The sequence below is a fragment of the Mesorhizobium sp. M0088 genome (assembly GCF_040322895.1).
In the GTDB taxonomy this organism is placed as follows: domain Bacteria; phylum Pseudomonadota; class Alphaproteobacteria; order Rhizobiales; family Rhizobiaceae; genus Mesorhizobium.
Genome location: NZ_JAMYUI010000004.1, coordinates 51,525 through 64,277, shown reverse-complemented (window position 1 = coordinate 64,277; position 12,753 = coordinate 51,525). Strand labels below are relative to the sequence as shown.

Annotated in this window: 15 protein-coding genes; 7 read left to right on the top strand and 8 right to left on the bottom strand. The window is 63.9% G+C overall.

What is annotated here, in order from left to right:
* Positions 1 to 3: 3 nt before the first annotated feature.
* Both NKJ67_RS06155 and NKJ67_RS06150 read right to left on the bottom strand, forming a co-directional pair.
* A complete protein-coding gene (locus tag NKJ67_RS06155) occupies positions 4 to 1,563 on the bottom strand; it encodes an alkaline phosphatase D family protein (RefSeq protein WP_502905183.1) in 1,560 nt (519 codons plus the stop codon).
* 274 nt (positions 1,564 to 1,837) lie between these two features.
* Positions 1,838 to 3,121, bottom strand: coding sequence for an MFS transporter (locus tag NKJ67_RS06150; RefSeq protein WP_127267938.1), 1,284 nt, complete (start codon positions 3,119 to 3,121; stop codon positions 1,838 to 1,840).
* 72 nt (positions 3,122 to 3,193) lie between these two features.
* Between NKJ67_RS06150 and NKJ67_RS06145 the strand changes: the two genes are divergently transcribed.
* Both NKJ67_RS06145 and NKJ67_RS06140 read left to right on the top strand, forming a co-directional pair.
* Positions 3,194 to 3,811: a TetR/AcrR family transcriptional regulator gene (locus tag NKJ67_RS06145; RefSeq protein WP_127267937.1), complete on the top strand. Its 618-nt coding sequence runs from the start codon at positions 3,194 to 3,196 to the stop codon at positions 3,809 to 3,811.
* Between the two features lie 45 nt (positions 3,812 to 3,856).
* On the top strand, positions 3,857 to 4,450 hold the full coding sequence (locus tag NKJ67_RS06140; protein WP_352580818.1) for a hypothetical protein: 594 nt from the start codon (positions 3,857 to 3,859) through the stop codon (positions 4,448 to 4,450).
* A gap of 225 nt (positions 4,451 to 4,675) precedes the next feature.
* Here NKJ67_RS06140 and ppa read toward each other — a convergent pair whose 3' ends face one another.
* The 6 genes from ppa to NKJ67_RS06110 all read right to left on the bottom strand — a co-directional run bounded on the left by ppa (position 4,676) and on the right by NKJ67_RS06110 (position 9,417).
* Positions 4,676 to 5,209: an inorganic diphosphatase gene (ppa, locus tag NKJ67_RS06135; protein ID WP_013528997.1), complete on the bottom strand. Its 534-nt coding sequence runs from the start codon at positions 5,207 to 5,209 to the stop codon at positions 4,676 to 4,678.
* Positions 5,210 to 5,321: 112 nt separating this feature from the next.
* On the bottom strand, positions 5,322 to 5,828 hold the full coding sequence (locus NKJ67_RS06130) for a GNAT family N-acetyltransferase (protein ID WP_013528996.1): 507 nt from the start codon (positions 5,826 to 5,828) through the stop codon (positions 5,322 to 5,324).
* Positions 5,829 to 6,135: 307 nt separating this feature from the next.
* Positions 6,136 to 6,774, bottom strand: coding sequence for a TPM domain-containing protein (locus tag NKJ67_RS06125; protein WP_127271483.1), 639 nt, complete (start codon positions 6,772 to 6,774; stop codon positions 6,136 to 6,138).
* Between the two features lie 8 nt (positions 6,775 to 6,782).
* The gene (locus NKJ67_RS06120) at positions 6,783 to 7,664 is read right to left on the bottom strand and encodes a TPM domain-containing protein (RefSeq protein WP_352580817.1); all 882 of its coding nucleotides are present in this window, start codon (positions 7,662 to 7,664) and stop codon (positions 6,783 to 6,785) included.
* Positions 7,665 to 7,668: 4 nt separating this feature from the next.
* Entirely contained in the window at positions 7,669 to 8,520 is an 852-nt protein-coding gene (locus NKJ67_RS06115) for a TPM domain-containing protein (RefSeq protein ID WP_292565991.1), read from the bottom strand.
* A gap of 258 nt (positions 8,521 to 8,778) precedes the next feature.
* The gene (locus NKJ67_RS06110; RefSeq protein WP_127269647.1) at positions 8,779 to 9,417 is read right to left on the bottom strand and encodes a LemA family protein; all 639 of its coding nucleotides are present in this window, start codon (positions 9,415 to 9,417) and stop codon (positions 8,779 to 8,781) included.
* 162 nt (positions 9,418 to 9,579) lie between these two features.
* Here NKJ67_RS06110 and NKJ67_RS06105 point away from each other — a divergent pair, with 162 nt between their 5' ends.
* The 5 genes from NKJ67_RS06105 (at position 9,580) to NKJ67_RS06085 (ending at position 12,720) form a co-directional block, all read left to right on the top strand.
* On the top strand, positions 9,580 to 9,831 hold the full coding sequence (locus NKJ67_RS06105; protein WP_127269645.1) for a hypothetical protein: 252 nt from the start codon (positions 9,580 to 9,582) through the stop codon (positions 9,829 to 9,831).
* Between the two features lie 13 nt (positions 9,832 to 9,844).
* On the top strand, positions 9,845 to 10,729 hold the full coding sequence (gene pdxY, locus NKJ67_RS06100) for a pyridoxal kinase PdxY (protein ID WP_127269643.1): 885 nt from the start codon (positions 9,845 to 9,847) through the stop codon (positions 10,727 to 10,729).
* A complete protein-coding gene (locus tag NKJ67_RS06095; protein WP_352580816.1) occupies positions 10,726 to 11,496 on the top strand; it encodes a DUF429 domain-containing protein in 771 nt (256 codons plus the stop codon). Before pdxY ends, NKJ67_RS06095 begins: the two co-directional genes overlap by 4 nt.
* 148 nt (positions 11,497 to 11,644) lie before the next feature.
* The gene (locus tag NKJ67_RS06090; RefSeq protein WP_023811712.1) at positions 11,645 to 12,289 is read left to right on the top strand and encodes a carbonic anhydrase; all 645 of its coding nucleotides are present in this window, start codon (positions 11,645 to 11,647) and stop codon (positions 12,287 to 12,289) included.
* Complete coding sequence (locus NKJ67_RS06085) at positions 12,286 to 12,720, top strand: nuclear transport factor 2 family protein (protein WP_127269640.1); 435 nt, start codon at positions 12,286 to 12,288, stop codon at positions 12,718 to 12,720. Before NKJ67_RS06090 ends, NKJ67_RS06085 begins: the two co-directional genes overlap by 4 nt.
* Positions 12,721 to 12,753: the final 33 nt, after the last annotated feature.

The window sequence follows — 12,753 nt, the reverse complement described above, 5'->3', positions numbered from 1 at the left end:
CGCTTACGCCGACCGCACCGGGTCGAGCGTCACCTTGTAGAGTTCGTTGTCGTCGCGATCCATCAGCCGCACCGTTATCTGCTCGCTGGCGCCTGAAATATCGACGAGCCCGAAGAATTGCAGCCCGGCCGAGGGCGACAGGTTCTGTCCCTGTTCGGCGGTCGGCGCCTTGATGAACTTCAGCTCCGGACCGAACGTCATGTCGAAATCGTTGGGACCGAACGTGCCGGCATGGATCGGACCCGAGACGAATTCCCAGAACGGATTGAACTCCTGGAACTGCGCCTTGTCCGGGTTGTAATAATGCGCGGCCGTGTAATGCACATCTGCGGTGAGCCAGACGGTGTTGCTGATGCCGGCATTCTTTATGAAGCGCAGCAGGTCGGCGATCTCGAGCTCGCGCCCTTTTGGCAAGCCATTGTCGCCATTGCTGACCGCTTCGGCGCCAACCTTCTTGGTGCCGTCGTCCCAGACGACGAGGCCGAGCGGCATGTCGGCGGCGATGATTTTCCAGGTCGCCTTCGAATTCGCCAGTTCGCGCTTCAGCCATTTCGTCTGCTGCTCGCCGAGCATGCGCGACTGCGGCGTCATCTCATCCTGCATGTCGGGACCATTGGGGCCGCGATAGGAGCGCATGTCGAGGAAGAACACGTCGAGCAGCGGCCCATAAGCGATCTTGCGATAGACGCGGCCGGGCTCGGACGGTTCGTAGCGGATCGTTGTCATCTCGTGGAAAGCCCGCGCCGCGCGGGCCGCCAGCACGTGGATGGATTTTTCCGTGTAGCGGTTGTCGGCGCTGAGGTCCTTCGAATCCGACCAATTGTTCAGCACTTCGTGGTCGTCCCACTGGTAGAAGGTCGGGCAGATGGCGCTCAGGCCGAGCACGTTCCTGTCCATCATGTTGTATTTCCACTGGTCCCGGTACTCGTCCAGCGTTTCGGCGACCTTGCGCTTGCCGTCGATCAGCACGACGTTCTTCCACTTGCCGCCGCCGGGCAGGTCGACCTCGTCCTTCATGGCGCCGTCGGCATAGATGGTGTCGCCCGAATGCAGGAAGAAGTCGGGCGTGTGCTTGCCGATCGTGGCGTAAGTCTTCATGCCGGTCTCATCGATGCCCCAGCCCTGGCCGGCGGTGTCGCCAGACCAGGCAAAGCGGATGTCGCGCTTCGAGGCTGGCGCCGTCCTGAAACGGCCGGTGATCGGCTCCGAAACGGCGTTGATGTCGGCGAGATCGGCCGATGTCATGCGGTAGAAGATATCCTGGTCCGAAGCGAGGTCGGTGAGCAGCCGCTTGACCGTGTAATCGCCGGCCGGCGACGTGTCGAGCGGCGCCAGGCGTGTCGCATTGGCGAAATTTTCCGTCGACGACACCTCGAACATGACGCGCGACGGTCGGTCGGTGCGCGTCCACACCACGCCGCTGGTGGCGTCGACATCGCCGGACTGGACGCCATGGGTGAAGGAAGGCCGCTGATTGGCGCGCGAATAATAGGGCAGCGCCAGGCCGGAAACGCCGGCCAGGCCAACGGCGCCGGCGGAAGTGACGAAAGCGCGGCGGGTCATCGAAAGCTTGTTCACGGCTGTCTCCTGGATGGCTTGAACGGTGCCACCAAAATCCAGCGTCAATGTTTCAGGCGCATCTCGGGATGATGAAGGTTTGATAACAATGAACAGGGTAATCCCCCCTCGAGGGGGAGATGTCGCCAGAGGCGACAGAGGGGGTCGCCGCGCGTGGAGCGCTAACCTCCTTCTATCGCAAGAGGCCGAGCCCAGTCGGACCGACCCCCTCTGGCCGCTTCGCGGCTATCTCCCCCTCGAGGGGGAGATAGCGTCGCGCCTAAGCCGCTTGCGGCTCCGGATCGAACGCCGGCTTGCTGGTGTTGATCAGCAGCGAGATACAGGCGGCAGCGATTGCCGTCATGCCGGCGATCAGGAAGGCCAGTTCGTAATTGCCCTGCAACTCGCGCATGGTGCCGCCAAAGGCGGCGGCAGCGGCCGCACCGATCTGGTGCCCGGCGACGATCCAGCCGAACACGATCGGCCCGCTGCGGTCGCCGAACGCCTCGTTGGCGAGCCGCAGCGTCGGCGGCACGGTGGCGATCCAGTCGAGGCCGTAGAGCACGGCGAAGATGATCAAGCTGGTGGCCGAGAAGCCGGAATAGGGCAGATAGATCAGCGACAGGCCACGAATGCCGTAATAGACGCCGAGCAGCTTGCGCGGATCGTAGCGGTCGGTGAGCCAGCCCGACAACGTCGTGCCGATCAGGTCGAAGATGCCCATCATCGACAGCAGGCCGGCGGCCTGCACTTCGCCGATGCCCATGTCGCCGCAGAACGCGATCAGATGCGTGCCGACCAGCCCGTTGGTGGTGAAGCCGCAGACGAAGAAGGTGGCGAACAGATACCAGAACACCCGCGTGCCGGCGGCACGGCGCAGCGTCGAGAACGTATGCGCCAGAAAATTGCCCTGTGACGCAGGCGGAGTGGGCGGCACGTCGTCAGCCTCGGCGCCGTAGCGCACCATGCCGATCGATGCCGGCCGCTCCGGCACCAGCAGCCAGACCAGCGGTATCAGGGCAGCGGTCGCGATCGCGACCGCAATGACAACCGGCTGCCAGCCGCCCGACTGCGCCAGCGCGGCGATCAGCGGCAGGAACACCAGCATGCCCGAGGCGCTGGAGGCCGACATCAATCCCATGACAAGCCCGCGATTGGTCTTGAACCACCGGTTGACGATGGTCGCGCCGAGCACGCTGGCGACAGCACCGGAACCAATGCCCGAGAACACGCCCCAGGTGATGAACAGATGCCACGGCTTGGTCATCAGCAGGCTGAGCGCGGTCGAGCCCGACATCACCACCAGCGAGGCCAGCAGCGTGCGGCGAAGCCCGATGCGCTCCATCAGGGCTGCGGCAAATGGCCCTGTCAGGCCGTAAAGCAGGATGCCGACACCGGCGGCCAGCGAGATGATGTCGCGCCGCCAGCCGAAACTGTTCTCCAGCGGCAGCATCATGACAGAGGGTGCGGAGCGCAGGCCAGCCGCGACCAGCAGGCTAAGGAAGATCACGCCGACCACGACGAAAGCGTAGCGCTGGCCAAAGGGGCGGGATTGAGCTATCATGTTACTGACCGGTACGTTGCAGGTGGAGTATGTATACGTACCGATCGGTAACATTGTCAATCGAGCCACACGATGCCAACCGACAAAAATATTGATCTGACCATCAGCGACGATCATGCGTCGGCGCCGCCGAAAGCAGCCAAGAAGATCCTCGATGTGGCTTATGACCTGTTCTACCGGCGCGGTATCAGGGCGATCGGCGTCGACGAGATCGTCAAGCGTGCCGGCGTCACCAAGCCCAGCCTCTATCGCAGCTTTCCGTCCAAGGATGAACTGGCCGCCTCCTATCTCAGGCAGTACGATCTTGAATATTGGGAGCGTTTCGACGAGGCGGTTGCCGCTCATCCCGGCGACCCGCGCGCACAGATCAAGGCTTTCCTGACCCGCATCGGCAAGCGCACGCAAGTGGCGGACTATCGCGGCTGCGGCATGACCAACGCGGCGGTCGAATATCCCGACCACAGCCATCCGGCCCGTGTGGTCAGCGAGGCCAACAAACAGGAATTGCGCCGACGCCTGCGCGCCATGGCGGTTGCGATGGGCGCGCAAGACCCTGACACGCTCGGCGACGGCCTGCTGCTGCTGATCGAAGGCGCCTATATCAGTGGCCAGCTGTTCGGGCTCGGCGGCCCGGCGCAAGCGGTCGCCCGCAACGCCGACCTGCTGATTGAAGCGAGCTTGAAGAAATAACGTTTGGCGCTACGCTGCGGCAGCTTGCAACGGAGATTGACCGCCATGCGTGCCATTCTGATCCCGCTTGTTCTGGTCGGTCTGGGTCAGGCTGCGCAAGCCGACGGCATTTCCAGCGCCTACACCGATCTGGATTCGAAAAAGGATTGCGTGACCTACGCGCAGGCCGAGGAAGGCGACGGCGACTGGGCCGAACTCGCCTGTTCGGGCTATCGCGGCTATCCCGTACTGATAGCCTATGACGATGCCCGTGAATCGCTGTTCTACGGCTTTCCCCCCGGCGGCGACATGACAACGGTCTGGGAGAGCTTTTCGGGTTTCAATTCGTCCGGAGCCAAGATCGAATGGCGCATCGAAACCACCGGCGACAAGGCTGTGCCCTATGCAGCCATCCATCGCCGCTCGATCAGCAATCCCGAGGACGAGAAAAAGCCGACCGAGGTGCTGCTCGTCGCCAAGGTCGGCCAGATGGACGCCCGCGACGGCTGCACCGTCGGCCTGGTGCTGGCCACCGGCAATCCAACCGCCAACGATCAGGCGCGCAAGCTTGCCGACGACAAGGCACGCATCTTCGCCTGCGGCAAGGACAGGCGCACCGTCATCGGCAATGTGCCGGCTTTCGGCCGAGTGGATAACTGAGCACGGCGGAGATTGGGCATCGCACCCGTAGCTTCGTCATCCACGGGCGGAGCAAGGAGCGTAGCGACGCAGCGCAGACCCGAGGATCCATGCCGCGACATCAACACCGCCGCGGCGGTGCAGAATTCCGTTCCGCCGCACACGTCGCCTGGCGTCACGGCATGGATACCAGGGTCTCCGCGACGCCGCTTTGCGGCTGCTCCGCCCCGGTATGACGAAGTTGGGCTACTTGCTCGCCTTGGCCCGCTCGATCGCGTCGACGATCATCTTCTTGGCATACTTGGAATCGTGCCAGCCTTCGATCTTGACCCATTTGCCGGGCTCGAGATCCTTGTAGTGCTCGAAGAAGTGCTGCACCTGCTGGCGCGTGATGTCGGGCAGCTGGGTGTATTCGGTAACGTTCTCGTAGCGCAGCGTCAGTTTCGGCGACGGCACGGCAATGATCTTCTCATCCTGGCCGGCATTGTCTTCCATGATCAGCACGCCGATCGGCCTGACGTTGATGACGCAGCCCGGCACCAGGGCGCGCGTGTTGCAGACCAGCACGTCGATCGGATCGCCGTCGCCCGACAGCGTGTGCGGCACGAAGCCGTAATTGCCGGGGTAGCGCATCGAGGTGTGCAGGAAGCGGTCGACGAACAGCGTGCCGGCTTCCTTGTCCATCTCATACTTGATCGGCTCGCCGCCGATCGGCACCTCGATGATGACGTTGACGTCCTCAGGCGGGTTCTTTCCGCTGGCTATGGCTTCAATGCGCATGGCTTAAATCCCTCTCTCGATGGGAGATCGATAGCGGGCGACGCGTCATGGTGCAATGCGGCGAATGGTGCTGGCTGAGATCGGGAGAGGCAATGGCCGAAAGGCCGGGCTGTCATTCCCAGACGAAAGCAACCTTCTTGAGCGCCTTCTGCTCGAAGATCTCGACGCCCTCGGCTACATCGCGGCCGCCGGCGCCGGCATAGAAGGCGAGTGCGTTCTGGTTGTCTTCCAGCGCCCACACGACCATGCCTTTCAGCCCGTGATCGGCCAACCGCGCCTTGGCTGCCGAAAACAGGCGGCTGCCGAGCCCGATGCCCTGATATTCCGGCCGCAGGTACAATTCGTAGATTTCGCCTTGCTGCCTGAGTTCACGGGCGCGGTTCTTGCCGATCGTCGCATAGCCGGCAATCTTTCCGCCGATCTCGACCACCAGAACAGTGGCGGCGCGGCGAATCGCATTTGCCCACCAGTCGGCACCTCGACGGTTGATCATCGATGTCAGGGTGCGGTGCGGAATGATGCCGGAATAGGCGCCGCGCCAGGCCTCCAGATGCACCTCGGCGATGGCACTGGCATCGCGCGGGTCGGCTTTCCGGATGTCGATCGTCAGCGTATTCATGATTTGTTAACCATAAACCCGCATCGCCCGATTGCAAGAGTCCCGGCGGCCCGCCGGCTGCTTTCTCACAGGCGATCATGACACTGATGACATCAGGCAAAGCCTGCTTGAAAACGCGCTCAGCCGAGGCGGATGGCGTGGGCTTTCGAGAACCGGAGCGGAGCGTAGCTTTACACGTGAGCACCGGCCTACGCCGGCCGAAGCCTGCCTGCCAAGCCGCTCATGAGTGAGTGCTTCGGCCGGCGAAGGCCGGAAGCGCAGAAAACCGCGTCAGGCGTCCAACTGAGTAGCGTTTGCAGGCGGGCTTTCAGATTTCGACCAGATGGTCGTCAAGTTCGTTGCTGTCGCCCACTGTGACCGGGAAATGCTCGGCCAGCACCGCACCCACCTGCTCGATCGCCTTGACGAAGCCATCGGCAAGCCGGTCGTCGCCGGCATGCGCGGTAAGGTCGCGCACGACACCGTCCCAGACATGCTGGCCGACCTTGGCGTCGATGCCCGAATCGGCAACCACTTCGGCATAGCGCTCAGCGATCGAGACGAAGACCAGTACGCCGGTGCGCGCCGTGGTGCGGTGGACGTTGCGGGCAAGGAACTGCTTGCTCGCGTTGGCGTGCGCCGCCTGGTAGCGCAGCCGCCTCGGCACCAGATGGATGCGCAGGCCGGGCAGCGCCCACAACAAGGCCAGCACGCAGGCAAGCGCCAGGAGCTGGGCGAGGACGAAATGCGGCAGCCGGATCGACAGCCACCAGGCCTCCAGACCGTAGCCGACCGCCAGGCTGACGATCAGCATGCACACGGTCGCCATGAAGGCGGCCGGGAAGAAATAGCCGTCGCTGGCATGCGCCACGACGCAGTAGATCTCGCCGTCGGTTTTCTCCTCGGCGGCGCGGATCGTGGTTGCGATGCGCTCATGATCCTGCGGGCTGATTGGTCGTGTTGCCATGATATGTCTCACCAGCTTCCTGAAGAACCGCCACCACCCGATGAGCCGCCGCCACCGGAAAACCCGCCACCGCCGCTTGATCCCGAAGACCAGCCACCACCGGAGCTCCCCGACGACCAGCCGCCCGAAGACGAACCCGTTGTCCAGCCACTGCTGCCCGAGTACCCGCTTGGCCCACGGCCGTAACGAAACGTCATGCCCAGCCATCTGTACACGCCCGGCGACAGCTTCGTGCCGAACATCGGCGGCAGGAACGCCATCGCCAACCCGCCGAAAAACATCGTCGCCCACAGGATCAGGAACACGGCAACGATCGGATCGATGGACGTGCCGTCATCGGCGGGATTGCGCTTGCCTCGCGCTTCCAGTTCTTCGGGATTGCCCTCCAGCACCATGACCATGTCATCGACGGCTTTGCTGATGCCGCCGGAGAAGTCGCCGGCGCGGAAGGCCGGCACCATGTCATTTTCGATGATCAGCTTGGTGTGCAGGTCGGTCAACGTACCTTCCAGCCCATAACCGACCTCGATGCGCATCTTGCGGTCGTTCGGGGCAACCAGCAGGAGCACGCCATTGTTCTCGCCCGCCTGGCCAAGTTTCCAGAAGCGGAACAGGCGGTTGGCGTAGGGCTCGATCTCCTCGCCATCGAGGCTGGGGATCGTCGCGACGACGATCTGGTCGGAACCTTTTGTCTCGAAACCGGCAAGCTTCCGCGTCAGCTCCGCCTTCGTCCCGGCATCGATGATGCCGGCATTGTCGACGACACGGCCGGTCAGCGCCGGCAGGTCGGCCGCGTAGGCCATGACGCAGGAGAACAGCACGACCGCGGCAATCAGGACAGCCGAGGCGAGGCGGTCGCGTTCCGACAGGCTGATGCTGGGTATCGTCATGCCATCACCAGCTTCCCGACGAGCCGCCGCCGCCGGACGAACCGCCGCCGCCGGAAAAGCCTCCACCGCTGCTTGACCCCGAAGACCAGCCGCCGCTGGAACTTCCCGACGACCAGCCACTACGGGAGGATCGCCGGCTTGGCTCGAAGGTCATGCCGAGCCAGCGGTAACGGCCGGGACCAAGCTTCTGGCCGAAGATCGGCGGCAAGATGGAGACAGCAAGACTGCCGACCATAATGGTTATCCATATGCCGATGAACACGGTGAAGAACAGGTCGTCGGACTCGAAGGGCGCCTGCTGGTTGCGCTCGCCGCGCGCCTCCAGCTCCTCCGGATTGCCTTCCAGCACCATGACCATGTCGTCGACGGCTTTGCTGATGCCGCCGGAGAAGTCGCCGGCGCGGAACGCCGGCACCATGTCGTTTTCAATGATCAGCTTGGTGTGCAGGTCGGTCAGCGTACCTTCCAGCCCATAACCGACCTCGATGCGCATCTTGCGGTCGTTCGGCGCAACCAGCAGCAGCACGCCGTTGTTTTCCTTCGCCTGCCCAAGTTTCCAGAAGCGGAACAGGCGGTTGGCGTAAGGCTCGATCTCCTCGCCCTCGAGGCTCGGGATCGTCGCCACGACGATCTGGTCGGAGCCTTTTGTCTCGAAATCGGCAAGCTTCCGCGTCAGCGCCGCCTTGGTCGCGGCATCGATGATGCCGGCATTGTCGACGACACGGCCGGTCAGCGCCGGAAGATCGGCGGCGAGGGCGGTGAAGGGAAGGAAGAAGAGGCTTAGAAGAGCGAAAAGGAACCCTAGGCTTGCGTTCCGGGGCGCCCCCCTCTGCCCTGCCGGGCATCTCCCCCTCAAATGGGGAGATTGGCCGTCATCTCCGCTTTCGCCAATTTGCAACGTCGCAAGATCGGCGTCAGCGCCGAAGCTGCCAATCTCCCCCCTTGAGGGGGGTGAGGACTGATCCGCGCAGCGGACGGGAAGCCAATTGCTTGGCTTTCCGAACGACGAACGCCCGAAGCGGAAGCGAAGGGCCGGTTCCGGTAGGACAGAGGGGGGTGTTTGCACGCCAGCAGCCCGTCATTTCGCGGGATTTATTCCGATGACAGTCGACGTTCACCCGCCCTGCTTCGTGCCGAAATCGACCTTCGGCGGCTGCATCTTGTCTTCGGCGACAGTGAAATTGGCAAAGGGCTCATTGCCGCGGAACCAGAAGGTCGCCCACAGCACCGAGGGGAAGGTCCTCAGCGTCAGATTGTAGTCCCTGACCGCCTGGATGTAGTCGCGCCGCGACACCGCGATGCGGTTTTCGGTGCCTTCGAGCTGGGCTTGCAGCGCCAGGAAATTCTGATTGGCCTTGAGGTCGGGATAGGCCTCCGAGACCGCGATCAGCCGCGACAGCGCGCTGGTCAGCCCCGCCTGGGCATCCTGAAACTTCTTGAGGGCTTCGGGATCCTTCAGCGTTTCCGGTGTTACCGTGATCTGCGTTGCCTTGGCGCGCGCCTCGACCACCGCGTCGAGCGTATCCTTTTCGTGCGAGGCATAACCCTTCACCGTCTCGACCAGGTTGGGGATGAGGTCGGCGCGGCGCTGATACTGGTTCAGCACCTCGCTCCACGCCGCCCTGGCGTTTTCTTCCGCTGTGGGGATGGTGTTGTAGCCGCAGCCGGCAAGCAGCGGCAGCACGATCGCCATCATCAGGAAGGCGGGCAGCGTGCGGAAAATGGACGGCGAGGCAAGGCGCTGGGCAAACATGATGGGGTCCCTCGGTAGAAGTTGCACGCGAAGCATTACCACAATCAGCGCGCAAGAAAACCGCCCGGGCCGGCAGCCCCTCGCCTGCCATGCCCGATGCCGCTGCAAGGGTCTGTGATTGGCCGTACGAACGCGATAAGGTCCACAAAACGGGACATCATCATGGCGGAGCGCCAGGACAGCGAGAAGGAATCGCGCCGTATCCTCGAGCGCATCGCGCACGAGACGAATCCGGCGGGCGACTCGTTTGCGGGGCGGGCCGCGAAAGGCATGCGCGATCACGTCACCGCGGCCGATGCCGATCGCGCCGATCCGATCGAAGTCTGGGGCACCCGCTTTGGCCGCACGCTGGGCCTGCTGCTGGCGCTGGGCCTGATGGTCTGGCTCGTGCTTTACGTCATCCGGGGCAGTTAGGAATCAAACGAAAATGAGCGCCGAACAAACCGACGCGCCGCGTGCGGTCATCGTCATTTCCAGCCATGTCGCGCGCGGCTCGGTCGGCAACCGTGCCGCCGTCTTTGCGCTGGAGACCCTGGGGTTCCCGGTCTGGGCGGTGCCGACCGTCATCCTGCCCTGGCATCCCGGCCATGGACGGGCAACACGGATCGTACCGCCGCTCGACCAGTTCAAGGCGCTGATGGCCGATCTCGAGCGGGCGCCATGGCTGGGTGAAGTCGGCGCCGTGTTGTCCGGCTATCTCGGCGAGGCCGGCCAGGCCGAGGCCGTCGCCTCGCTGGTCGCCGCGGTGAAGGCAAGGACACCCGGCGCCGTCTATATCTGCGATCCGGTGATGGGTGATTCGGGCGGCCTCTACGTGCCCGAGCCGACAGCCATCGCCATGCGCGACCGGCTGATGCCGATCGCCGACATAGCCACCCCCAACCGCTACGAACTGGAATGGATGGCCGGCGCCGCGTTGCCCGACCTGAAATCGGCGATCGCGGCAGCGCTCCACGCCGGACCATCGACCATGCTGGTCACCTCTGCGCCGTCGATGATGACGGGCGGCACCGGCAATCTGCTGCTCGATAGCAGCCAGGCGCTGCTCGCCGAACATCGCCTGATCGACAAGCCGCCGAATGGCCTGGGCGATCTGACGGCGGCCGTCTATCTGGCACGTATCCTGTCCGGCCAGCCGCCGGTCAAGGCGCTGCAATCGACGACGGCGGCGGTCTACGAGATCCTGGCGCGCACCGCCAAGCGCGGCGGCGACGAACTGCAGCTCGAAACCGATGCGCAGAGCCTGTCGCATCCGATGGCGATGGTCCAGCTTCGCCACCTCACGCATCCGGGGCGGGGCCGCCGGGCGTGACGTCGACTGAGGCCGTGCTTGTCGGCGTCGACGGCTGCAAGGCCGGCTGGATCGCCGTCCGGTGCGCTTTTGGCATGGCACCGTCGGTCGGTGTCTTTGCAACCTTCACTGCCCTGCTCGCATCCCTTCCCGAAGACGCTGTCATCGCTGTCGACATGCCGATCGGCCTACCCGACTTTTCGGGCAAGGGCGGGCGCGGCCCCGAAGCGCTGGTGCGGCCACTGCTCGGGGCACGCCAATCCAGCGTCTTCTCGATCCCCTCCCGCGCCGCGCTCTATGCGGAGACCAATGATTTCACCACCATCGAAGCCTGGTATGCCGCGCACATCAGGGCAAGCGAGGTGGCCCTGACCACATCCGACCCGCCGCGCGGAGTCTCGATCCAGGCGTTCGGCATTTTTGCCAAGATCCGCGAGATCGACGCCCTGCTGATCGCGCGACCCGATCTGCGCGGCCGTGTGTTCGAATCGCATCCGGAAGTCGCTTTCTGCCGCCTGAACGGCGATCAGGCCATGCAACTGCCGAAGAAGATCAAGGGCAGCATCAATCCGGCCGGCATGGCGGAACGCAAGGCTCTGCTTTGCCGGCATGGCTATGACACGGCCTTTCTCGACCAGCCGCCACCGCGCGGCGCCGCCGCCGACGATTTCCTCGACGCGGCCGCGATGACGCTGATCGCCGGTCGCATCGCCAGCGGTGAGGCACGGCCGCTGCCCGACCCGCCGGGCCGCGACAGCTTTGGCATTCCTGTCGCCATCTGGGCGTAACGCTGTTGGCCAAGGTTGCGCTCGATGCATGGCATTTCTAGCCAGCCCTCATAATTCTGCATTGCTCGCGACCGGCTTTTGCCGCTAGAGCCTCTCTAGACCGCAACGAGCTGCCGCATCCAACCCGGAAAGGCTCCAGACGCCGCCCATGTCCCATCTCCCTGAACATCTTCTCGCCGGCTACCGCAATTTCATGAATGGCCGCTATCTCACAGAGAGCGGGCGCTATCGCGATCTCGCTCGGGAAGGCCAGGCGCCGGAGACGATGATCGTCGCCTGCTGCGATTCGCGTTCGGCGCCCGAGGCGATCTTCGATGCCGGGCCCGGCGAACTCTTCGTGCTGCGCAATGTCGGCAATCTGGTGCCGCCCTATGCTCCCGACGGCGAGTTCCATTCGACCTCGGCGGCGCTTGAATTCGCCGTACAGAGCCTCAAGGTCAAGAACATCGTCGTCATGGGCCATGGCCGCTGCGGCGGCATCCGTGCAGCGCTCGACACCAATTCCGCGCCGCTTTCGCCGGGCGACTTCATCGGCAAGTGGATGAGCCTGATCGCGCCGGCGGCCGAAACCGTCTCCTCCAGCACCTTCATGACCGCGTCGGAGCGCCAGACCGCGCTGGAGCGCATCTCGATCCGCTATTCCATCGCCAACCTCAGAACCTTTCCCTGCGTCTCGATTCTCGAGGGCAAGGGGCGACTGTCGCTGCATGGGGCCTGGTTCGATATCTCGACCGGCGAACTCTGGACGATGAACAAGGAAACCGGCGATTTCGAACGGCCGGAGCTGGGATGAACACAGCGGCGCGCAAGGTGGTAAACATCAGGTCGGCCGCTTTGACGGCGGCCGCGCTGCTGATAGCGATTATTGCCGCCCGCGCCGATGATCGTGCCCTCATCAGCCGCTGGTATTCGGCGCTGCTGGTCGCCGACCGCACCGAACTGTCCGACCTGCTCGCCGATGATGTCCGCATCAAGCTGGACGACCTCGGCATCGTGCAAAGCAAGCAGGAATTCATCGCCTCGATGGACGAATGGAAAGGTGCGGTTGCGGGCGCAGCGATCCGGCATCGGATCGAAAAGAGCGAAGGCGGGGTCACCACCGTGGTCGCCTGCTACGACTTTCCCAACAATGACAAGCTCATGCATGAGACTTTCGCGGTGACCGACGACCGCATCACCGCCAGTTCGCAAGCGGCAATCGCCGAGACGTGCGACGGCTTCTGACGCCATCCTGAGGGCCGAGCCGTTGCGCCTTGC

Coding starts and splice junctions, on each gene's coding strand:
- NKJ67_RS06110 (WP_127269647.1), bottom strand. CDS start 9,417: ATGTTTGCCCAGCGCCTTGCCTCGCCGTCCATTTTCCGCACGCTGCCC.
- NKJ67_RS06140 (WP_352580818.1), top strand. CDS start 3,857: ATGCGTGCCATTCTGATCCCGCTTGTTCTGGTCGGTCTGGGTCAGGCT.
- pdxY (WP_127269643.1), top strand. CDS start 9,845: ATGAGCGCCGAACAAACCGACGCGCCGCGTGCGGTCATCGTCATTTCC.
- NKJ67_RS06085 (WP_127269640.1), top strand. CDS start 12,286: ATGAACACAGCGGCGCGCAAGGTGGTAAACATCAGGTCGGCCGCTTTG.
- NKJ67_RS06145 (WP_127267937.1), top strand. CDS start 3,194: ATGCCAACCGACAAAAATATTGATCTGACCATCAGCGACGATCATGCG.
- NKJ67_RS06150 (WP_127267938.1), bottom strand. CDS start 3,121: ATGATAGCTCAATCCCGCCCCTTTGGCCAGCGCTACGCTTTCGTCGTG.
- ppa (WP_013528997.1), bottom strand. CDS start 5,209: ATGCGCATTGAAGCCATAGCCAGCGGAAAGAACCCGCCTGAGGACGTC.
- NKJ67_RS06120 (WP_352580817.1), bottom strand. CDS start 7,664: ATGACGATACCCAGCATCAGCCTGTCGGAACGCGACCGCCTCGCCTCG.
- NKJ67_RS06090 (WP_023811712.1), top strand. CDS start 11,645: ATGTCCCATCTCCCTGAACATCTTCTCGCCGGCTACCGCAATTTCATG.
- NKJ67_RS06155 (WP_502905183.1), bottom strand. CDS start 1,563: ATGACCCGCCGCGCTTTCGTCACTTCCGCCGGCGCCGTTGGCCTGGCC.
- NKJ67_RS06105 (WP_127269645.1), top strand. CDS start 9,580: ATGGCGGAGCGCCAGGACAGCGAGAAGGAATCGCGCCGTATCCTCGAG.
- NKJ67_RS06125 (WP_127271483.1), bottom strand. CDS start 6,774: ATGGCAACACGACCAATCAGCCCGCAGGATCATGAGCGCATCGCAACC.
- NKJ67_RS06130 (WP_013528996.1), bottom strand. CDS start 5,828: ATGAATACGCTGACGATCGACATCCGGAAAGCCGACCCGCGCGATGCC.